General features: G+C 60.4%; 14 protein-coding genes and 3 pseudogenes. 8 read left to right on the top strand and 9 right to left on the bottom strand.

Annotated features, from left to right (window positions below):
• Positions 1 to 552: 552 nt before the first annotated feature.
• The 4 genes and pseudogenes from EHO51_RS19270 to EHO51_RS19250 form a co-directional block, all read right to left on the bottom strand.
• Positions 553 to 687: pseudogene (locus EHO51_RS19270) on the bottom strand (IS5/IS1182 family transposase); the annotation flags it as partial.
• A 562-nt stretch (positions 688 to 1,249) separates the two neighbouring features.
• Positions 1,250 to 2,347: pseudogene (locus tag EHO51_RS19265) on the bottom strand (recombinase family protein); the annotation flags it as partial.
• Between the two features lie 389 nt (positions 2,348 to 2,736).
• A pseudogene (locus EHO51_RS19260) lies at positions 2,737 to 3,435 on the bottom strand (IS5 family transposase); the annotation flags it as partial.
• Between the two features lie 337 nt (positions 3,436 to 3,772).
• Positions 3,773 to 5,116, bottom strand: a complete 1,344-nt coding sequence (locus tag EHO51_RS19250) for an IS1380 family transposase (protein ID WP_124740450.1) — start codon at positions 5,114 to 5,116, stop codon at positions 3,773 to 3,775.
• A 242-nt stretch (positions 5,117 to 5,358) separates the two neighbouring features.
• Between EHO51_RS19250 and EHO51_RS19245 the strand changes: the two genes are divergently transcribed.
• The 6 genes from EHO51_RS19245 (at position 5,359) to EHO51_RS19220 (ending at position 12,349) form a co-directional block, all read left to right on the top strand.
• Positions 5,359 to 5,646, top strand: coding sequence for a hypothetical protein (locus EHO51_RS19245; protein ID WP_124740449.1), 288 nt, complete (start codon positions 5,359 to 5,361; stop codon positions 5,644 to 5,646).
• A 345-nt stretch (positions 5,647 to 5,991) separates the two neighbouring features.
• On the top strand, positions 5,992 to 9,510 hold the full coding sequence (locus tag EHO51_RS19240) for an HAD-IC family P-type ATPase (RefSeq protein WP_245434982.1): 3,519 nt from the start codon (positions 5,992 to 5,994) through the stop codon (positions 9,508 to 9,510).
• Positions 9,511 to 9,856: 346 nt separating this feature from the next.
• Positions 9,857 to 10,186, top strand: coding sequence for a hypothetical protein (locus EHO51_RS19235; RefSeq protein WP_124740447.1), 330 nt, complete (start codon positions 9,857 to 9,859; stop codon positions 10,184 to 10,186).
• A gap of 142 nt (positions 10,187 to 10,328) precedes the next feature.
• The gene (locus EHO51_RS19230) at positions 10,329 to 10,709 is read left to right on the top strand and encodes a PepSY domain-containing protein (RefSeq protein WP_124740446.1); all 381 of its coding nucleotides are present in this window, start codon (positions 10,329 to 10,331) and stop codon (positions 10,707 to 10,709) included.
• A gap of 114 nt (positions 10,710 to 10,823) precedes the next feature.
• Positions 10,824 to 11,162, top strand: coding sequence for a small metal-binding protein SmbP (smbP, locus tag EHO51_RS19225; protein WP_164479485.1), 339 nt, complete (start codon positions 10,824 to 10,826; stop codon positions 11,160 to 11,162).
• 125 nt (positions 11,163 to 11,287) lie between these two features.
• Positions 11,288 to 12,349 (top strand): bile acid:sodium symporter family protein, encoded by a 1,062-nt coding sequence (locus tag EHO51_RS19220; RefSeq protein ID WP_124740444.1) that lies wholly within the window; start codon positions 11,288 to 11,290, stop codon positions 12,347 to 12,349.
• A 395-nt stretch (positions 12,350 to 12,744) separates the two neighbouring features.
• Here the strand turns inward: EHO51_RS19220 and EHO51_RS19215 are convergent, their stop codons facing one another.
• From EHO51_RS19215 to EHO51_RS19200, 4 genes are all read right to left on the bottom strand, one after another.
• The gene (locus EHO51_RS19215; RefSeq protein WP_124740443.1) at positions 12,745 to 13,446 is read right to left on the bottom strand and encodes a hypothetical protein; all 702 of its coding nucleotides are present in this window, start codon (positions 13,444 to 13,446) and stop codon (positions 12,745 to 12,747) included.
• Between the two features lie 83 nt (positions 13,447 to 13,529).
• The gene (locus EHO51_RS19210; RefSeq protein ID WP_124740442.1) at positions 13,530 to 14,723 is read right to left on the bottom strand and encodes an HlyD family secretion protein; all 1,194 of its coding nucleotides are present in this window, start codon (positions 14,721 to 14,723) and stop codon (positions 13,530 to 13,532) included.
• 55 nt (positions 14,724 to 14,778) lie between these two features.
• Positions 14,779 to 16,368 carry an efflux transporter outer membrane subunit gene (locus EHO51_RS19205; protein ID WP_124740441.1) on the bottom strand — a complete coding sequence of 530 codons (1,590 nt, stop codon included), beginning with the start codon at positions 16,366 to 16,368 and terminating at the stop codon, positions 14,779 to 14,781.
• On the bottom strand, positions 16,368 to 17,954 hold the full coding sequence (locus EHO51_RS19200; RefSeq protein WP_124740440.1) for an MFS transporter: 1,587 nt from the start codon (positions 17,952 to 17,954) through the stop codon (positions 16,368 to 16,370). The genes EHO51_RS19205 and EHO51_RS19200 overlap by 1 nt, the downstream gene beginning before the upstream one ends.
• Before the next feature lie 409 nt (positions 17,955 to 18,363).
• Between EHO51_RS19200 and EHO51_RS19195 the strand changes: the two genes are divergently transcribed.
• Entirely contained in the window at positions 18,364 to 19,317 is a 954-nt protein-coding gene (locus EHO51_RS19195) for a LysR substrate-binding domain-containing protein (protein WP_245434980.1), read from the top strand.
• 5 nt (positions 19,318 to 19,322) lie between these two features.
• On the opposite strand, the gene EHO51_RS19190 is transcribed toward EHO51_RS19195, so the two are convergent.
• Positions 19,323 to 20,228 carry a LysR family transcriptional regulator gene (locus EHO51_RS19190; protein WP_124740439.1) on the bottom strand — a complete coding sequence of 302 codons (906 nt, stop codon included), beginning with the start codon at positions 20,226 to 20,228 and terminating at the stop codon, positions 19,323 to 19,325.
• Between the two features lie 101 nt (positions 20,229 to 20,329).
• Between EHO51_RS19190 and EHO51_RS19185 the strand changes: the two genes are divergently transcribed.
• Complete coding sequence (locus tag EHO51_RS19185; protein WP_124740438.1) at positions 20,330 to 21,919, top strand: NADH-quinone oxidoreductase subunit L; 1,590 nt, start codon at positions 20,330 to 20,332, stop codon at positions 21,917 to 21,919.
• Positions 21,920 to 21,938: the final 19 nt, after the last annotated feature.

The following is a 21,938-nucleotide window of genomic DNA, read 5'->3' as shown; positions in this document are numbered from 1 at the left end:
CAGAAGTCGAGGCGGCATTTCAGTGCGCCGTCTTGACGCAGCGCAACAAGGGCCTTCCTTGAAGAGCGGGAGTCCGAGTCGCGCCGCTTCCGCAATTGCCGCTATGCGCGACGCGCTCAGTCTCCTGTGCCATTGACGCAATCTAATGTCATGCGTCGCATTGACGCGCTTGGCGAGCGTTTGCGCGCAGATTGCGGTCGCGTAACCCTCACATTATTTTGGACGCATCACAACCGGCACGCGGACGCTTCATCGAGCGAGCGTGATGGGAGTTACGCCGCCACACGCCGTCGGCGGCGTAAGACTTCGACACGATGGGCTAAACGCCGTTATCTGCGCAGACCGAGCGGGGGGCAATGTAATGACGAACGTTCAGAACCCCATCGAACAACAAAACGAGGCCGCCGTCACGAAGGAAGACGAAAACGGCCTTATGACGACGCTCGAACACGGGCTGGAAGAAATCGCCACGCAGCCGCCGACGGTATTGGTCGTCGACGTCGTCAAACTGGATATGCCTTAGAGTCGGACTCGAAATGTTTTCATTTCGTTTCAACTCCTTGCGATTCGTCGGGTGAGCGTTCGGATATGCGCGACGAACACCCAGGCGACGGCGCTGGCGATTGTCGCCTCGAAGTCCTTGGCGAGGCGCCGACACCGTCCGAGCCAGGCGAAGGTCCGTTCGACGAACCGCTGTACATTGTTGCCAAGCGGGTCGGGTTTTGGCGGGTGCGGTTGGCCTGACCGGCGCATTTGGCGGTGGTACTCGGAATATGATCTCGATTCCATCGCTGCCCACTTCAATGCGCTTGACGAGGGCGCGGATAATGTCGCGCTGCCCGGCACGGTCGAGCTTGTCGAGCCCGTCAGACACCTTCGCGGCAAAGTCCTCCAAGCGACTGATGACGAGGCAGAGATCTCGCTCACTTTCCGCGGCTCGGGCAGCCGCTTCATGGCGCTCCTCGAGCTGCGACAAGCGCTGCTTCATACCCGTAATCCTTGGCTCAAATTCGCATTTGTCGACAAACCCCTCGGCGTAGCTGTCGATCAGGCGGTTTATGCCGCGCCGCAAGGCAGTCATCTGCTTATCCAAGCGGGCGACCTGTTCTTGCTCGGCGGCGCCGTCAGCAGCTTGGGCGAGTCGGCGTCGATATTCATCGGCGACGCGCTCCGGTTCCTGCAAGACAGTTTTGACTCGATCCCAAACGACTTGCTCCAGTAGATCGGCGCGCATGGGCAGATTGCAGCATAAGGCGTTGCCTTCAAACCTATAGCCGTCGGCTCCAGTGCAACGGTAATAGCGCAAGACGTTCGTCCTGTCGTAGCCGCGCGTGCGCGGAGCGATTTTTCCGTAATAGGCGTAACCGCAATGTCGACAAACCGTCAGACCTTGCAGCAGCCAGACGTAGCCGCTTTCGCGATCGCGCTTACGCTTCTTGTTTTCGCAAAGCTGGGCGTGAGCCGCCTCAAAAGTTGCCTTGTCGACGATTGGCGCGACAGGGATATCAATCCACTCTTCAGTAGGCGCGGCAACGCGAGAGACCGGGTGGGGCGAGGGCTTTGTGCGGCCTCGCAGAGGTCGCAGCTGAGGCCGCGGCGGCAAATAGTGGAAACGCCCGAAGGCCGCGCGCCCAATGTAGGCAGGATTGTCCAGCATGCCGCGAATGGTCGATGCGTACCAATGCGTTGATCCCCGTCGGGTCTGACAACCCATTTTCTGCAAGCGCCGACAAACTTCGCGCAGGCTCAGGCGATCGAGGCCGATCCACGCGAAAATGAACCGAACGATACGCGCTTCTTCCTCGACCACTTCGAAGCGTGCTACGCCGCCGCCGTCGCTGCGGTTGACGTAGCGATATCCAAAAGGCGCCCCAGTAAGTGCGCTGACAGAACCGGAGCGCGCAGCGTGGCGACGACCGCGACGACCGCGCTCCAAAATCTTGGCGCGTTCATATTCGGCAATCACGCCCTGAACCTGGAGCAAGAGATCATCCTCCGGCGTATCCCCGATCGGCCGGTTCAAAAACACAATGTCCACGCCGGCGCGCCGAAGCTCGTCGATGAGCAGCGCTTGATGGGCGTAGCGCCGAGCCAGGCGATCAGGGGCATGGACATACAAGCGCTCGACCTGGCCGCCAGCGGCCGCATCACGAAGTCGCTCGAGCGCCGGGCGTATAAGGATAGAGCCGCTGAAGCCTTCGTCAACATAACAATCATCTGGTTCGAGCATAAGGCTATCGGCTGCGACACGCTCGCGCAATGAGGCCAATTGACTGGCGATGGTGTTCTCACGCGCCTGAGCTTCGCTGGAAACACGCGCGTAAATTGCGGTCCGTCCTGCGATCATGGCCTACCCCCGGATCCCATCGCCGTCTTCGGAGTCTTCGATGGTGGCGCGTCCTCCCGCGTCAAACGCAAGCTGCGGCGCGAGGTCGGCGCGAGACGAGCGTAAACCTCGATCAGATGTTCTTGGCTGAACCTCGTCGTCTCGAACGATACGCGCACTTTTAACCGAGGACGATCCGTGCGCCGGACCATGCGCGCCTCCATCGGCTTCCGGCGTGGCGACACGCCGCCGAACGCGCATCAAACTCCCGTTTGGTTCGGATTCGTCTGCGACAAATCGACTCGCTCTGGCTGACTCCTCTGGCGCTAACCGACAGGGACGCGCACGCCCAAATGCCCGCGCGATGGATGACGACCACTCGAAGGCGTAAATGTTGGCAATATTGTATGGCGGTTCACAACCCAACGTCGTGGGAGAAGCTCGAAGCCATTGGCGGTGTCCGAACGTTTGATGATCTCCAACGTCCACGAGCCTTTGCCTTTCAGCGCGGCGCGCAGCTTGTCGCCCGCATAGCCGCCGTCGGCGAAGACATGACGCAACCAAGGATAAAGCGAACGGATCGAAGCGAGCACGCGCGGTGCTCCGTCGCGATCCTGAACGTCGGCTTCATGCACGACGAGGCCAACGAGGTTTCCTTGCGTGTCGGTGACGATGTGACGCTTGCGGCCCTTGATCTTCTTGCCGGCGTCGAAGCCGCGCGGTCCGCCGCTTTCCGTGGTCTTCACGCTCTGAGAGTCGATGACGCCGGCCGTCGGGCTCGCCTCGCGGCCCGCCTGTTCGCGCGCCGCCATGACCAAAGCGTGATTGATGGTCGCGAACACGCCGCCGCGCGACCATGCGTAGAAATAACTCTGCACGGTCGAATAGGGCGGAAACTCCTTCGGCAATTGCCGCCACTGGCAGCCCGTCGAAGCCATATACAGGAGCGCATTCATGACCGATCGCAGGTTCGTTTCGCGAGGCCGGCCCAGCGGAGACGCCGGCGGAAGCAATGGCTCGATCAACGCCCATTCCGCATCCGTCAAATGACTTGCGTAACGCAATCCGTCGCGGCGATACTTGCGCCGAGTGATTTCAGTCCAGGCCATCGTGCTTCCCTCGAATCTCGCAAATCCGAAGGAATCACAACCTCCTGAAATCACTCAACTACATTTTCAGTCAGCCTCTTACATCGTGATGTTGTCCATGGCGGTGTTCGGCATCGGCTTTATCACTTTCACGGGACAGCCGGCGCCGCTGTATTGGGAGATTTTAACCCGTCTTATTCGCCCTGCCGACACGCATTTCTGATTTTCTTCGCGACATGATTGCGGACGCAATTCCGCGTTGCGTTATTTCCGCTGGGTCGATCTGCACATCTCGAACGCGCTGGAGTTGGATGGATGGGTGATCTGGGGCGTGCGGACACTGTCTCTGCCCCGTCGTTCACGGTCCCGCTGGCTGCAAGGCGTCGGCCAGATGTCGGAATAACCCTGCCTGAGGACAGGCGGTGGCGAGCGCAAGTTTGATGCGGCTTGCGGTCTCGACGATGCGCGCGCCTATCTTCAGAAGTTTTTCGCGCAAGGTTACAAATTCAGCGACGGCGAGGGGATGGTTTTTGGGGATGGCGTCACGCAATTCGAGCATCAGCCAATAGGCGGCGGTGTGCAGAATGAGGCGTATCTGATTGGCGAGCGGCGACCGACAGGATGTGCGATCCGACGCCAGCTGGCTCTTGTGCAATTTGATTAGATTTTCCATCTGGCCGCGCGCGCAATAGAGCGTGTCGTAGATATGTTCGGCTGAGCCCGTCGTGATGTTGGTGACGACGTAGCGGATATCCAGCCCCAGTTCCGTCGCTTCGATGCGGGCGCAGACGCGACGCTCGCGTCGCCAGGATTTGGCGCCGTAGCTGGTTTGCGCATAGCCGCGCAGGACGAGCATCTGTTTCAACGCACGACGCGTGCGGATATCGTCGGCCTCGACATCGACGGCGACGGCGAGAATCCTGTTGCCCGACAGCCCGAAGACGTATTCGACGCCGTTGTCCTCGCACCAATCAATCACCTCGCGGCGGCCATAATGGCCGTCGCCCCGGATGGTGATCTTGGTCGTCGGCCAATGTGCGCGGATGCGGCGGACGATTCGGCGCAAATGGCCGCGCACTTCCTCGCCGGACGGTGTCTTGCCTGGCCGCAGAATGATCGCCACGGGGCGTCCGGTCGCGGTGTCGTAAACATGGATCGGAAGAAAGCAACGCTCATCATGATGCGCGTTGAACAGCGACAGCTGTTGATGACCATGCGCGACATCGCAAGTATCGTCGATATCGAGCGTGACAGCTTGTGGCGGCGCGGCGTAACTGGCGCAATAAAGATCGATGAGGACGCCGCTCAGCTTCACGATTTCGCGCAAGGTCGGCGCGTTCTCCCAACGCGACATGGTCGGCTGTGAGCACAGATCGTGTCCCGTATCGGGCAACCGCCCGCAGGCAAGCTTGAACGCTGGATCCTTGCGCAGATGATCGAGGTCGTCCGCGTCCTCATAGCCGCAGGCAATGGCGAGAATGCGCGCGCGAAAGATGCTGTCCAGCGAATGGGTGATCAGCAATGGATTGCGCGGATCGGCGATGACGGCGGCGAGTTTGTCCGCCAGTCCCAGCCGGCGCTCGGCTTGCCCCAGCAACATCACGCCGGCGTCCGAGGTAATGCGTCCGCCGTCGAATGCGGCGGTGATCTTCTTGCGGCCAACGGCTGGAAACGAAAACGGCAGAAGGCTATCTTCAATCATGGCGGGTGTGGCTGTGATGCGATGGCGTGAGGGATCAGCGTAAGCAACTAATCCATACGCTAAATCAACGCCTTACGCCACATCCGCCAGCCCAAAATTACCGCCTCGCTGAATAAGATGGGTTAACACCCTTCTATTGCGGCATCTGTATTTACGTCGGTTGGCGCCACGCCGACAGCCGAGAAAAGCGCGTCGAGCTCGTCTGGACACAGATTCTGCACTGGTTTGCGGTTCTTCTCGCCATGTGGTTCGTACATCTCGACTTGGTGCGCGACGTGGTGAACAATAACGCCACGGGACTCAATTTGATGACCATTCTCGCGCTCGCCACCTTTCTAGCGGGCGTTCATGCGAAGGCCTGGCAAATTAGCCTTGTGGGCGTGGCGCTTGCGCTGTGCGTTCCCGCCATGGCCTTCGTTCAGCAGTCGGCCCTGTTTATGCTGGTCGCCTTCGGCGGGCTCGTTCTCGTCGGCGTCATGTTGTGGGCGTCGACTTATGCTCAAAGACGCAAGGCCGAACAAGCGGCGTGACAAAATAAAATGGGCCGGCGACGGGGGCGCCTTTCCCCGAGTAGGCTTGTTCGAAGAGAGGCGCCCCGATCGCCTCGTTCTTGAAATTGCCGGGAGGACGCACTCAAGACCGCTCATCGAGAAACCCCGGCGAGGGCTGGACACTCCGCCTCCCAGGCGCTCTAGAGTTAAGTTTATCTTGTTCACCCCCCGTAACGCACGAAAGAGACTGCCGTCGCTCCTCCCCACTTCGCTTCTGCGAATTAAGGTGTTCAACAGATGCACAAGCCGATCGATCCTTCTGAAAATTGGTCAGCTCTGACCGCGAACGCCGCTCTTCAACATTTCGGGTCGTCCGGTGCTGGATTGAGCGACGATGAAGCCGCGCGGCGTCTCGCTCAATTTGGCCCCAATCGCCTGCCGATGGCGAAGCGGCGCAGCGCGCTCGTCCGATTCGTGCTGCAGTTCCACAACGTTCTCATCTATGTGCTGCTCGCGGCGAGCGCCGGCACGGCATTCCTGAAGGATTGGGTGGATGCGGGCGTGATCCTCGCCGCGGTGGTCATCAACGCAATCATTGGATTCATTCAGGAGGGTAAGGCCGAACAAGCGTTGGACGCCGTTAGGAATATGCTATCCCTTCACGCAACTGTTATACGCGGCGAGCGCCGGTTCGTCGTCGAAGCCGAAACGCTTGTTCCCGGCGATATTGTGTTTCTCCAATCGGGTGACAAGGTTCCCGCCGATTTGCGCCTCATTCGCGTAAAGACGTTGCAAATACAGGAAGCCGCCCTGACCGGCGAATCGGCGCCGGTCGATAAGCAGGAGACGCCGGTCTCACCTGAAGCGTTGCTCGGCGACCGCGCCTCGATGGCCTATTCCGGCACCGTCGTGACCTACGGCCAGGGCACGGGCGTCGTCGTCGCGACCGGCATGAAGACGGAGATCGGCCGGATCAGCGCCATGCTGTCCGAAGTCGAGGAGTTGACGACGCCGCTGCTTCAACAGATGGGCAAATTCGGGCGGTGGCTCTCGGTCATTATTCTTGCCGTCTCCTCCGCGGTGTTCGCTATTGGCGCGTGGATTTGGAACTTTCCGGTCTCCGACATGTACATGGCGGCGGTCGGGGTGGCCGTCGCCGCGATTCCCGAAGGATTACCAACCGTCATCACGGTCACGCTCGCCATCGGCGTCCAGCGGATGGCGCAACGCAACGCCATTATCCGGCGTCTGCCCGCCGTCGAGACGCTGGGGGCGGTGACGACGATTTGTTCGGACAAGACGGGCACGCTGACGCGCAATGAGCTTACCGTGCGCACCGTCGTCACCGCGGACTCGGTCTTCGAGACGTCCGGCGTCGGTTACGATCCTCACGGCGACTTCACCGAGAACGGAAAGACCGTTTCGGTCGAAGAAAGAGCGAACCTCGTCGAAGCGCTGCGCGCCGCGGCCATGTGCAACGATGCGGTTCTAAACGAGAGGGACGGCGTGTGGGGCGTCGATGGCGATCCAACCGAAGGGGCCTTGCTGGCGGGGGCGCTCAAGGCGGGCCTCGATGTTCCCCGGGAGCTGAAAGAACGGCCGCGAACCGACGAAATACCCTTCGAGGCTCAGCACCGCTTCATGGCGACGCTGCATCACGACCATTCCGGGAACGGTTTCATATTCGTAAAAGGCGCTCCCGAGCGGCTTCTCGAAATGTGTTTCTGGCAGCGCGAGCCGGGCGGCGCGCAACGTCCGCTCGACGCCGATTTCTGGCTGCGCCACATCGGAGACATAGCCGCGAAAGGCCAGCGCGTGCTGGGCGTGGCCGCGAAGCAGGCGCCCGCCGGCCATTGCGAGCTGGCGTTTGGAGACGTGGAGCGCGATCTCACCTTTCTCGGCCTGTTCGGCCTCATCGATCCGCCCCGCGCGGAAGCCGTCGCCGCCATCCGGGAATGTGTCGACGCCGGCATCGGCGTGAAGATGATCACCGGCGATCATGTTGCGACGGCGGCGGCGATCGCGCGCGAACTGGGGCTTCCGAACCCCGAGAGGGCGCTGACCGGCCGGGATCTCGACAAACTGTCCCAGGAAGAACTGGACGCCACGGTTCGCGACGCAACCGTGTTCGCCCGCACCAGTCCCGAGCACAAGCTACGGCTTGTCAAGTCCTTGCAAAGTCAGGGGCATATCGTCGCCATGACGGGAGACGGCGTCAATGACGCGCCGGCGTTGAAACGCGCCGACATCGGCATCGCCATGGGCGTGAAGGGAACGGAGGCCGCCAAGGAAGCGGCCGAGATGGTGCTGGCCGACGACAATTTCGCCTCCATCGTGCAAGCGGTGCGCGAGGGCCGCGCGGTGTACGACAATCTGAAAAAGACCATTATGTATATGCTGCCCATCAGCGGCAGTCAGGCGATGACGATCGTCGCGGCGGTTGTCATGGGGGAGGCGCTGCCGATCACGCCGATCCAGATACTTTGGGTCAATCTCGTCGATGGCGTGACCCTCGGCCTCGCGCTGGCCTTCCTGGCCGCCGACCCGGACATCATGGATCGTCCGCCGCGCCCGCCCAAGGAGCCGATCGTGTCCCGCTATTTCATGTGGCGGATCGCGTTCGTGTCCTTCGTGGCGCTCGTTGCGACCTTCGGCCTCTATGAGTGGGCGACGGCTCGGGGCGCCAGCGTCGAGACCGCGCGAACCGTGGCGGTCAACACTCTCGTCGCCTGCGGCATCGGCTACATCTTCAGCGTGCGGCGCCTGACCGCGTCGTCCCTGTCGTTGGACGGAATCTTTGGAAGCCGTTCCGTGCTGGTCGCTGTCAGTCTGATCGTTGTTTTTCAAGCTCTGTTTACTTATGCGCCTTGGATGCAGGCGCTTTTTGGAACAACCGCCCTGGGTCTAGACTCCTGGACGAACATCATCGCGGCCGGCGTCACGCTCTTCGCGGTCGCCGAATTGGAAAAAGCCGTGCGTCGATATAGGAGCCGGGCAGACCGGCGCCCGGCGCAACGGGTCTCCAAAGGCAGCTGGGCCCCGCAGGGGGCTCTTGGCGCGCTTGCGCTCTTTGCTATCGCCGGCGGCTGGCTGCTTTTCTCCGTTTTTGGCGGCGGCGCCGTCGTGACGGCACAAGGGGTCGTCAGCCCAGCCGCTGTCACGCCGGTCCTCGCGCAAGCCGCGGGCGTCGTCCAGGCGGTCCACTGTGATCGCGGGACGAAAGTGGCGAAGGGTCAGCTCTGCGCGAAGCTCGATCCGCGTCCTTTCGAGACCGCAATCGACCGGGAGAAAACCGCGCTGGCGGCGGCGGACGCGGAACTCGTTCAGAGCAGGGCCGGCTTCGCATCCGCGCAAGCGGACCTCGAACGGAAAACCGCGCTTTCGCAACGTCGAGCCATTTCACGCAAGGCGCTTGACGCCGCGCGCAGAACGGTTACGCGAGCGCAGGCTCGCGTGAGCGAGGCGGAGGCCGCTCTCGCCAAGCGCCAGGCTGCGCTCGCCGCCGCCGAGGCGGCGCTCGCCTACACCGATGTGCTTGCGCCATCCGCGGGAATTGTGGTCGACCGAAACATTGAGGTGGGACAGTCGGTTGCAAAGAGCGTCGAAGCGCCGCTTTTCGGCGTCGCGACCGATCTGGAAAATTTGCGAGTGACGGTCAGCGTCAGCGGGAAAAATGCCGGCGCAATCAAAGTCGGGGACAAGGCCGCATTCAAGGTCGCAACCCTTCCCGGCCACGGTTTCTCCGGGGTGGTGAGCAGCATCCGGCAAGCGTCGGAGCGGCCGGAAAACGACGCAGCCTTCAATATAGTAATCGACGCGCCCAATCCCGATTTGCTGCTCGAACCCGGAATGACGGCGACCATACGCATCGAGGCCGATCGGCGCGACGCTTCAGGGAAGTGAGCGCGCGGATGCGGCATCGAACCCGCAACGCCGAAGTCGCCGTTCATTGCCAGTGCGTCGGCCTCATCATTGGGCAATGGCTCCACGGGGCGGCCGTCATCGCGAATCCGCCACTCATCCGCATTCGCCATGAGATCCAATCCAGCTCCGATCTCCTTACGGCCTTCGCAACGCCCGCATCGCTGCATGATTTCCGACGGACATATGAAACGTGGCTCGGAAGGATGAACGACCAGCTGAGGGAGACACCGTGACGCAGCCGGCGCTCCTGTCGAGGTCATTGAAGCGGCTGGTGCGACTGCCATATCAACTTCATCGAAGAACTCAAATGGAAAGGGAGTTGCGGATGCTGGAGTTTGTCCAGAAGAGCTTGCTTGTCGCCGCCGCTGTGGCGGTTATCGGTTTTCCTGTCCTGGGAGGCGCCAGCGCACTGGCGATGGAAAAGAAGACCGTCGCATTTCTTCACGAATTAGCCCCCCATCATCATGGCCATCACGGACATGGCCACCATGGACGAGGGTGCTTCGTCACGACCTCGCCTCAAAATTTCACGAGGGGCATTCGTCATTGGCGTTCGCCTTGCCCTCATCATGACCGCAAGCATCTGAACCCTTACCACCCGCATCACCATCGTCACAATCCGCTTCCCCGGCATTCGCCGCATCACCATGGGTGATCGGAAAGTGGTTGCCGCTATGAGTGGACATTCGCGCGGCGGCCTGAACTTAGGGCGCAGCCGTTGCGCATAAATATGGCGATGGTGACGGCGGTCTCATCCTCGATGAAACCGTCGGCCACTCGAAAAAGCGAGTGCCAAGATGCTCAAGCCGCGATTCATGCCGATGATCAAAATGGTTACTGTGGTCGCCAGCCTAGAAGCGGGCGCGGCGCAGGCGCAAAATCTCCTCGATTTTCTGTCGCCGTCACAGGGCGAAGCGCTGCAGCCCATGGAATCAATTCTGGCCGAGGCGCGCGCCGCCGTTCCAGGCCATGTCATGGAAATCGAACTGGAGCGCAAGCGGGGCGTATGGGTCTATGAGGTCGAGGTTCTCCCGCAGAGCGGGGGGCGAAAGAGGGAGCTCATTTTCGACGCTCAAACAGGAGCCCTACTTTCCCTAAGAAAAATAATTGAGCGCACATCGGCGACGCCGGGCCGCCCCGCAAAAGAGGAATTCGATTCTCTGGAGCACGCCCCGTGATCTCAATTGGTTGAACGGGGGTCGGCGACTGCTATACCGGAACCGGCGACGGCCGAGCTGGGTAGAACTGGCAAGGGGGGCGCCGGAATGACCTTCGTAATAGAGGAGAACATTATGAGCCGCAGATTAATGATCGCCATGTTGAGCCTCGGGCTCGCTTGGTCCTTTGCGCCGCGCCTCGCGCTCGCGCAGGAAAGTCACATCGCGCAGGCGATTCATCATGCTCGGGAAGCCGTCGTCGCGGGCCGCGAAGGTAAGCCGAGCACGCTCGTCCGACACGCCACGGAGGCGCTGCATCACGCGAAGGCCCAACAGCAGGAACGGCCCAATGCGCAAGTCAAGGAGGCGATCGCCCGCCTGGAAGAAGGGATCAGGTTCGGCGAGAAGAGGCGCCGTAGCGCGACGCGAATCGTCTATCGCGCTCTGCAACAACTCGAACGCGCGCCGCAATAGCGTCTCTTGTTCCGGTTTCACGGCGGCCCTTTCAGGCCGCCGTCTTTTTGCAGCGCCGTCAAAAATTTACTTAGTACAAGAGGCGCGTGTCGCTGGAGCGCTTATATCCGGCTGGGAGAAAAAACATGTCGAATCAGAGTGGATTCGCCAAAAAATGCGCGCATCTGCTCCATGAATATTTCATCTGGATCGTCGTTGCGTCCTATGGCGCGGCCGCTTTCACGCCGCAGCTTGGAGAAACGCTTCGATCGTGGCGTTTCCTGAATACATCGATAGCTGGAATGAGTATCGTCGCGACGACGCCCGCAATCTTGCTGGCGACGCTTCTTTTCAACGCCAGCCTTGTGGCGAATATCGACGAGTTGAAAACAATTGCGCGGCGTCCGGTTCTGGCGCTCGGCGGCCTTGTCGGAAATTTCGCTTCGCCGCTTGCCTTCATTTTCGTTAGCAGCGTCTTGCTGCGGCTTTGGCACAACAACGATGAAACGCAACAATTGCTCACCGGCCTCGCCTTTGTCGCCGCCATGCCTATCGCTGGCGCGTCTACGGCCTGGGCGCAAAGCGCCAACGGCAATATGTCGCTGAGCGTGGGCCTGGTTCTGGCGACCACCCTGTTCAGTCCGGCGCTCACGCCACTTGTCCTGCACGCGGCAGGAGCCGTCACGACAGGGGATTACAGCGAGGATTTGCACGAAATCGCCGCAGGCGAGTCGGCGAATTTCCTGGGTCTATGGGTGCTTGCTCCATCTCTCCTCGGCCTCGCCGCGGGCCGCGCCCTCAGTGACAAACGCGCGGCTGCGGCGAAACCCTATCTGAAGATTTCGAATTACGCGGCCATCGTCATTCTCAATTACGCGAACGCCTCGCTGTCCTTGCCCGGAGTCCTGCGGCAACCCGACGCCGACTTTCTGGTTCTCATGATGTTTATTGTGTTTTCTCTCTGTCTGACCGCGTTCGCCATCGGCTTTCTGATCGCGCGGCTCGGCGGCGCCGACCGGCGGGAAACGGCGTCGCTCATGTTCGGCTTGGGAATGAACAACAATGGCGCCGGTCTGATGTTGGCCTCGACGACGATGGCCGATCACCCGGGCGTTCTGCTTCCCGTTATCCTGTACAATTTGATCCAGCATTTTGTGGCGGCGCTCGTCGATCGACTCATGTTCCAGGAACGGGATGGCTTCGTTTAATCGCATCGTTTCGATCGATCGATCTCACTTGCTTCGACCCCGTCCCTGGGTAGCGGCGCCTCGCCGCTGACGTTACTCCGCAATGCCTCATCGGGTCGGAAGTCTGTGGCTGTTTCTCCTTCTGGACGCGTGAATTGGTCGGGCTTCGCCATGATCCGCGGCGGATGCGGCGGCGTTTTGCAAGGAGGTCAGGCGCCCCTCAATACAATTTGCGCCGATCCAGCCGATCAAAAATCAACGGGCGCTTGTATCATGAAGTCCACGAGCTTTTCTTGGGGGATGACAAATTTATCATGAATGCTGCTTCTGAACCGTGGTGTCAGAGCGAGTTGGGGAGGTCCCTTGATATCGAGAATAGATTTGGTGCACAGCATCATTCAAGATCTTTCACGACGTTAGAATCGAGCCTCCCGATCCGTTTTCGGCTCCGGGTCGACCCATTCTTCGGTTTCAGTAACGAAGGGGATGTTTTTGCTCGTGAGAAACTCCGTGAGGCGCAGCCCTATTTTGTCTCGAAGAGCGAAGTCAGGCTTATAGGTGAGACGCCGCCAGGGCAGTATCGGCGGCTCCAGCGTGATGGCGACGATATATTCTTCCGCGCGCTCCTCTTCATTCGGGCGCCCGACATGCGCGATCGCGACCCACAAGGGCGATAACTCTTTCTCCCCAACCCAAAAGCCCCAGCCATAATCTTCGCCAGTGGGCTCGCTCAGCGAGACGGCCTTGTCTTCATGTTGGGCCAGAAACCCCTTAAATTCCTCCGCGAAGGCGCGGCCTGGGTGGCCATGGATGTTTTGCGCGCCGCTTGGATCGTCAGCGTAGCGGTCTGTCGTAGCCCTAATGATACGGCCAACTCCTCTGTCTCGCGCCATCACGACTGCAATGTGGACATTAGCGGCCGATATGAGAACGGCCAGGATAATGAAGGGAACGACAAGCGCCTCTTCCGGCACGAATTCGTACATTGCGAGCGACGGATCGAGGACGACCGACAGGCCCGTCAGAATCCCCATCGGAACGAGAAGGATCAGCGCGGCAAGCAGCGGCCCGGAAAGCAGGCCGAGCAGAATGTTCTGAAGGTATTGCTTTCGCTCCATTCAGCTTGCTCCGACGCCCGCAAGGCAACGATCGGACCCGAGACCCCGCCGGGTCCGTTTAGCGCAAAGGGCGGCGCCGCGAATCATTTCTCCGCGACGGCGCAGGCTTCCGCCGCGTCCGGCGCGCCGAGCAAATTGTTCTTGATCACGGCTTCGGCGCGCGCCCTTGCTTCAGCCAGGTCCTTGTCGAATACTTCGGTCGTATATTCGCTCGTCGCCGTCTTTACGATCGAGTCATTGGGCGACAGGGGTGTGCTGTTCACGTCGATCGTCGTGATCGTCGAAAGTCCCGGCCGCAGCGGCTGCTTTTTCAGCTCTTCTGGGTCGATCGCGATGCGCACGGGGATGCGCTGCACGATGCGGATGAAGTTACCGGTGGCGTTGTCCGGCGGCAGCGTGGCGAACACGCTGCCCGAGCCGGGCACGACGCCTTCGACGACGCCATGATAGGTTCGCTTGCTCCCGTAGAGATCGACAATGATCTCCGCCTTCTGCCCCGGCCTAATGCTCTCGAGACGGTTCTCCCAGAGATTGGCCTCGATCCAGAGATGGTCCAGCGGCACGATATTCATGATCTGGTCGCCGGGCTTGACGCGGAAGCCGACCTGAACGCGGCGCTTGGCGACATAGCCCGTCGCCGGCGCGCGAATGCTCTGGCGCAGCGTTTCGACATAGGCGTCGTTAAAGCGCGCCCTCGCCGCCTCGATATCGGGATGGCTGACGCGCGTCGCATTGATGAGGCGCGCATCGAACGCCTGTAGCTCGGCGCGCGTCTCGCGCAGATCCGCTTCCTGCGCCGCGAGCTGGTCCTCGGTGTTCTGCAGAAGCTGGCGCGACGCGGCGCCGCTCGGCGCGGCCGACCGATAACGGGCGAGATCGTGCCGTGTCCGTTCGCGTATCGCCGTACGGGAGGCGAGTTTCTGGCATACCTGCTGCCGATTGGCGAAGAGCGCGCCGACGGCGCGCACGGCGCGGCCGAGTTCCGCCTCGGCTTGTCCCAACGCTGCGCGCGCGCGCTGGGCGTCGAGCCGAACCAGCACATCGCCCTTTTTGACGAGCTGTGTTTCTTCGGCATTCACAGCGGCGACGACGCCCGTAGCGTCCGCCATGACGGGAATGATGTTGCCCGTAACAAAGGCGTTGTCTGTCGTGATGCGGTCACGGTCGTAAGTGAACCATTTGAACAGCGCTAGGAATGCGGCGATCGCAATTGCCAGGAAGACGACTTTAAGAAGAAAGGACCTTCTCGCGCGGATGCTTTTTCTCGACAGAGACATGGACTAATCACACCACCGCTTGCCGCATCAACATTTACTCCCGCGCAATCTCGTCTCAGCCGCCGGTCAGCGACTGGATTCCCTCGACGACGGGCGTGATTGGATCGGTCTCGGGCGCGGGCTTCGGATAATCCGGCCCCGGGCCGCCTGCAAAGCCGCCGCCAAGCGCCTGATAAAGATCGACAGCGGCGATCAGACGGTCGCCATCGAGCCCGCGCAGGGTAAAGATCGCGTCGAGCAGGTCGGCGCGTTCCTGCAGGATTTCTCGCTGGTCGCGCAGGCCGTCGCGCAGCCGGACCTTCGACAACGCCAGTTCGGTCCGGCGCGCCCGCACGAAGCGGCTTTGCGCGTCGAATTCCGAGCGCGCACGCCTGAGATTGGCGATCGCATCAGCGACCTGCTGCGCGGCCTGCAGCAGCGTGTCGTTATAGGCGTCGACCGCCTGATCATATTCCGCGCGCTGCACTTCAAGATTGCCGCTCAGCCGGCCGCCCTGGAAGACCGGCAGGCGAATGGTCGGGGCGGCGACATAGCCGAGCGCGGAAGGATTGAAGAGAAAACCCGCGAGCTTACTAATCTTTGTCGAAGTGACGGAGGCTTCGAAGCCGCCCCCAAGCGCAAGATCGACGGAGGGGAGAAACAGAGTTTTCGCGGCGTGAACGCGCGCCGCCCAAGCCTCGGCCCGCGCGAGCGCGGCCGCGAGATCGGGACGTCTCCGTAACAATTCGATCGGCAGAGCTTTCGGCAATGCGGGCTGCGCCGGCACGACGCTGCCACGCCCGTTGAGAACCGTGAGGCCCGCGTCAGGCCCTTCGCCCATCAGCCGCGCAATCGCGTCGCGCTGCAGCGTGATCGCCGCCTTGACAGTCGCCTCGCGCCGCACGGCGACCTCTTCGTTCGTGCGCGCGATCTGCACGCCATCGAGCGTATCAAGCCCGGTCTGATAGCGGGTCTCGGCAAGCGCGCGCAGCTCTCGGCGCATTTTCACCGACGTTGTTGCGAGGCCCGACTGCTGTGTCAGCGCGTAGCCGCGCAAATACGCCCGCGCCACTCCCGTCGTCAGTAGAAGCCGGCTTTGCTCGGTCTCGCCCGCCTGCGCCGCAGCCTCACCGATCGCGGCATCGAGCAGCGCGCGATTCTTCTGCCAAAAGTCCAGTTCCCAGGTCAACGCCAGCGGATTGATGAAGGCCATGGTCTTTTCCAGACCGCCTTGCTCCGGATTGTAGGAAGCGACGACGCCATGCAGGGGATTGCGCGACTGCCGCATACCGAAAGTTGAATTGATTTCCGGCAGGAGACGGGCGCCGAAAATACGAATGGCGGCGTCGGCCTCTCGGAGCGCGTTTTGCGCCTTACGGTAGTTCTGATTGTCGGACAGCGCTTTGCTGATGACCGCGTCGAGTTCGGCGCTGCGGAAGGCGCGCCACCACTCCTCCTGCGGCCAGGCCGTCTCGCCCTCTACGACGGGAAGGCCCGCTTGCGAGAGCGTGCGGGTCATTGCGGGCTGCTCGATGAATTGCGAGCGGTCCGCTCGGTCGATGGGCATGCACGCTGCGAGCAAAGCACAGGAGCCCGCGGCGACGCCGACGCGGGTCGCGCGCCTGAGTTTCGCTGGCAGCCAAAGAATTTTGCGAATGAGAACCATCAATGCTCCGCCGCCATCGTCTGACCGGGAGGAGGCGCCGAGGCGCCTGCCGGCTTTGCTGGATGTTTCTGGAGTTTGGCAAACCAGACGACAACGCCAAGCAGGAACATAATGACGGCGCCGAGCAGAAATGCGTCATCCATGGCGAGAATGCCCGCTTGTTGGCGAATGGCGCGCGCAATCACGCGACGCGTGACCGATTCAGACACGCCCAACGACTGAAGCTGTTGCGTCAACGCCGCCAGCGTGTCCAGCGAGGCGAAGCGGCGGCCGCCGAGATATTCGGACAAATTGAGCTGGTGCCACGGCGTGCGACGAAAATAGATCACGCTCTGAAACGCGATGCCGAAGGCGCCGCCGACGAGGCGAAACAGCAGGAACTCTTCCGCCGCCCGCTTATATGCCGGTCCTGATAACCCATAAGTAGCGAGGGTCGACGTCGGCGCCGAAAGCGCCGCGACACAAAAGCCCAGGAAAACAACCGGTATGGTGAGCGTATCGTATGAGGCGTTCTTGTCGAAGAGCCCGAGCCAGGTGAGCACGACGGACGAGCACATGCACATCATGCAGATCACGAAGCGCACATCGAGCTTCTTCGAAATCTCGTACATGAAGCCCGCGAGCGGCAGGCCCGCGACCATCATCGCGAGATAGACATGGCCTGCGAGCGAGGACGTGTAGCCGAGCAGGAGCTGCAGCTGCACCGACAGCAGCGACATCAGCCCCTGTATGACGAAAAAGCCGAGAAAACCGCTGAGGACGCCAATGGCGTAACTCGAGCGCGAAAAAAGCCGCACATCGACGATCGGGTGGCGTTCGCCCCATTCCCAGATGATGAAGAGCGGGAGGGAGAATATCACGGTAAACAATGCGAGTGACAGAAGCGGCGAGCCGAACCAATCGAAATCATTGCCCAGGCTAAGCATCATCTGCATGGCGATCAAGGTGATCACGAGCAGCACATAGCCCACGGCGTCGAAGCGGACGATCTTGCGCTTATATTCGCGGCCATAAAGCAGCGCCCCAATGATCGCCGAGATGAGAACGCCCAGCGTGGCGTTGGCGTAGAAGAGCCAACGCCAGGAAAAATACTCGGCCCAGAAGCCGCCGAGAAAGACCGCCAGCGTATAAGGCAATATGCCGAGCGCGGCCCAGTAGCCAAGGCCGATCTTGTACTGTTTTTCTGGCAGTTCGCCGAGCGCCGCCGACTGACTGACGACCGCAAGAAAGCCGCCGAAGACCCCGAAAACGAACCGCGTTGGGGCGTACATAAAAACGCTCTCGCTCGAGACGCAAATCAGCGAGGCGATCGCGTAGCAGAAATAGCCGAACGTCAGCACGCGATATTCGCCGAAGCGACCGGAAAGGACTCTCGCGAACGGCACGCCGAGCGCAACGCCGATGAGATAGAAGGTCGTTCCCCAAGCGGCGAAGCTCGGCGTAACGCCTTCAAGCGAACCGGCCGAGTAAGGTGTCAGCACACTATGGCCGGAGACATTCGACAAAACGTCGACATAGCCGATCCCCAGCGCGCCAAGCAACAGAAGCAGCTTGCCGCCAACCAGCCTATCGAATGACACGATCATGCCGGCCAGCGCATTTCCGCGGCCCGCGAGAACTCATCCAGCTTATCCGAAAGGCTGGCGTGTGATGCGGAACCGAACATCCGATGTAAACTGAGGCGACGAATGAAACGGGACCCGTACGGCAAAGGCGTTGACTTAGTTGGCCAGTTTATGGTGCGCATAGTTCACTCTCACGACGAAGTCAAACCGGCTGCTAATCCGTGCGAACCGCAAACGCTACGTCCTATCGGTATCGAAAATCCTCACCAGCAACAAACAGAAAAATGAGCTCCCGATCGCATTTTTTGATCCTCAGCTTTCAAATGAAGCCGCCCAAGCGATCGAGAACGAAGCGAACTTGTTGATTGATCAAGTTGACCGAAGCTGAGTCTATAGAAGACAGGATCCGGCATCGTTCTATGAAACGGAAGTGTTGATTAAGAAAAATGTAATTTTCATAGCGACAAGCGGCTCGTACGAAAGGAGAAAGCAGCCGGACTTGGACTTGGAACGCCTTAACTACCAGCATCTCTATTATTTCTGGGCCGTCGCCAAAATGGGCTCAATTAAGAACGCCTGCAGTATGCTGGGATTGGCGCAGCCGACAATCAGCGGCCAATTGGCCGTCTTCGAAAAGTCGATCGGCAATAAGGTTTTTCGCAGAGAGGGCCGGAAGCTGGTTTTGACCGAAAAGGGCCTGCTGGCTTTCAGTTACGCGGATGAAATATTCAGCATAGGCGACGAGCTGAGCACTTGGCTGAAGGGCGAAAACGCAGAACGTCGGCTGAAACTACGGATAGGCGTCTGCAACGCGCTTGATACCTTGGTTGTACGCCGGCTGCTCACGCCACTGTTGAGTATGCCGCAGTCGCCGAAGCTCGTATGTTTCGATAGCAACGCAGAGCGTTCGCTTTCAGAGCTGAGGCCGTTGACTTACGATCTCGCGTTCTTGAATACGCCACCAGCTTCCGTAAGGCACGGCTTTTCCAGTCAGCTTCTAGCGGCGCTGGATATGTCTATATTCGGCGCGCCAAACCTCGTTGCCGCATATCGGGATGGCTTTCCGCGATCGCTGCATTACGCGCCCGTGATTTTACCGACCTCCAACACAATTTTGCGACAGTCGCTGGATCGCTGGTTTCATAGCCATGGCTTAAAGCCGCAGGTCAGAGCGGAAATCGAGGATAACTCTTTATTGAAGAGTATCGCCGCAACCGGCGAGGGGCTTATCTTTGCACCGAGTGTGATACGGCGCGAAATGCGTGAGCGCTATGGACTCGATTTCGTGGCCGAAATAGAGGGCGTTCAGGAACGCGTTTTCGCCGTCGCCAATCATCGGAATCCCGCGGTGGCGGCGATGATCCGCAGCATGTCTTCCTGGTAGAGCGCTTAACCGACGAGTAGCCGCGAGCCGACGAGTTCCGTCAATAGGGGATTTGCAAAGCGCCTCTTTCGCGTGATGGCGTAAAAGGACTCCCTTATCTGTTCAAGCCTGCAATGTTCGACGAGAGCGCCGCACTCAAGTTCGTCCCTGACAACGACTGGCGGCACGAGCGTCACGCTGTGGCTCTCTCTGACGATGAGACGAAGCATCGCCATGTCTTCGACTTCCGCCAGAATGATCGGACTGATTCCGGCTTTTTCGACGATGCGGTCGAAGGCTATTCTGATCGCGGCGCCCCGCGCGGGGAGAACGATCGGAACCCGTGTGAGATCGTTGGGGAACTGGAAGGTCGACGCGTTTCCCTTCCTCCCAATCCCCAGGCTCGGATGACCGATAATGCTGACCGCCTGTTCCGCGATGAGCAAATTTTGCCATTCGGAACCCATGTCCATTGTGGCAGGCTGATTTGACAGCACGAGGTCGAGCGCATGGGCTTCGAGCTTTTGAAGAAGCTCGTTCAATGCTCCCGATTTTACCTGGAGCTCCACATCCTGACGGTCGATGAGGGGTTTGAGGAACTCGATCTGAAAGTTGCGCGACAGCGTTGCGACGGAACCGATTCGCAACATCTGCCGATCACCAAAACTCATACTCTTAAACGTGCTCAGCAATTCCTCGCCGGACTTGAAGACCGTATTGGCGTAGTCGAGTGCGACACGACCCGCTTCCGTCAATCGCAGAGCGCGGCCGTCCCGCTCAAATAGTGGTTGACCGAGTTGTTCCTCCAACGACTTGAGTTGGACGGACAATGAGGACGGCGACACGTTGAGCAATTTCGCTGCTCGCGTTAGGCCGCCCGCATTGGCGATCGCCCAAAAATACCGCAGGTGATGATAGTTCAGGAAAGCCATGCATCGTTCTATCAAACAGAATGATGGATTTCAATAATAGAATTTTTCCGAACGGCCGGGTTGATCTAGCTCTTGCTCCATCGACATTGATGGAGCCGGTCATGGGTCAACTTGTAAGCTGGTTTGTACTATTGGCGCCGCTGTCGCTCGCGTGGGTCGGGATGACGCCTTCCGGACAGGCCAATGCCGCGCCCGACCAGATGGCGAGAAGAACGCTGCTTGCAGCATCGATGGCCCTCGCCGTTGCGCTATGTGCAACAGCAATCATCGCGCTTCATGGTCCCTTGGCCAGCGTCACGCTTGGCGTCAGCGGCGTCGGTATCGGCGTCTATGTCGATGCGCTTTCGGCGACGATGCTGGCGCTCGTCTCCTTCATCGGATTGATTGTCCTTCGCTATAGCCGAAATTACCTCGACGGCGACCCGAACCATGGACGCTTTCTGAAATTCATGGCTCTAACGCTCGCCGCCGTGCTCGCCGTCGTCATCTCCGGCAATCTTGTCCAGCTCATGGCTGCCTTGATTGCGACGAGCATCGGGCTCAACAAGCTCTTGCTTTTTTGCGGCGAGCGTCCCGCCGCACAACTCGCTGCGAAAAAGAAATTCATTGCGAGTCGCATCGCTGACTTATGCCTCATCGGCGCCGCCGCCTTTCTACTATCGACATTTGGCACGCTCGAATTTCCCGCGCTCTTCGCGCAAGCGAAGACGATGAGCGCCTACGACGCCAACGTCACAACCGCCGCGGTACTGATTGTCATGGCGGCGCTGCTGAAATCCGCGCAATTGCCAACCCATGGCTGGCTGATCGAGGTCATGGAGGCCCCGACACCAGTCTCCGCTTTGCTGCATGCGGGCGTCATCAATGCCGGCGGCTTCATTGTGCTTCGACTTGCGGATCTCGTGGCGCTCTCTCACGGGGCGCTGCATCTGCTCGCGGTTGTTGGCGGCGCGACGGCCCTGTTCGGCTCGATCGTCATGCTGACCCAGACCTCGGTGAAAGTGTCGCTCGCTTATTCTACTGTCGCGCAGATGGGTTTTATGATGCTCGAATGCGGGCTCGGCGCCTTCCCCGCTGCGATTCTGCACATTGTCGCCCATTCGCTCTACAAAGCGCACGCCTTCCTCTCGTCCGGCAGCGTCATCGATCTCGCGCGCGCCTCATGGACGCCGAACCCCGGCGGGCAGCCACATCCGGAGCGCTTCGGACTCGCGCTCGTTGCAACAGTCGCCGTGGCCTTCGTTGTCAGCCCGCTCTTCGGCGCGAGCTTCAGCGAGAAGCCCGGCGCCCTGGCTCTTGCAGTCATCTTGATGATGGGGCTGGCGCATATGGTCGCCAACGCCATCGACGAGCGGCCGAACGGCTATGTGATCGGCAAGACCATTGCGCTCGCCGCTCTGGCAGCCGTCGCCTTCTTCACCTTGCACGAGGTGGCCGAGCGGCTAATGGCCTCTAGCCTTCCCGCCACCATGTCTATTCATGGCTTTGCGGGCCATCTCATCTTCGCGAGCATGATCCTGTCCTTCTGCGCCGTAACGGTGTTTCAAAGCGTCATTGCGCGGCACGCTAAGGCGCCCGTCTGGCAGGCGGCCTATGTCCACATTTCGCAGGGTCTTTATCTCAACACCATCGCCAACCGGCTTGTGTTGAGATTCTGGCGGCGCCGGCCGCTCGCCGTCCAATCCAACTGATCGACGCCGGAGACGAAGC

Source organism: Methylocystis rosea, from assembly GCF_003855495.1.
Lineage (GTDB): Bacteria > Pseudomonadota > Alphaproteobacteria > Rhizobiales > Beijerinckiaceae > Methylocystis > Methylocystis rosea_A.
Note: the sequence above shows the minus strand (reverse complement) of the source record. Positions and strands in the feature narration are given on the sequence as shown.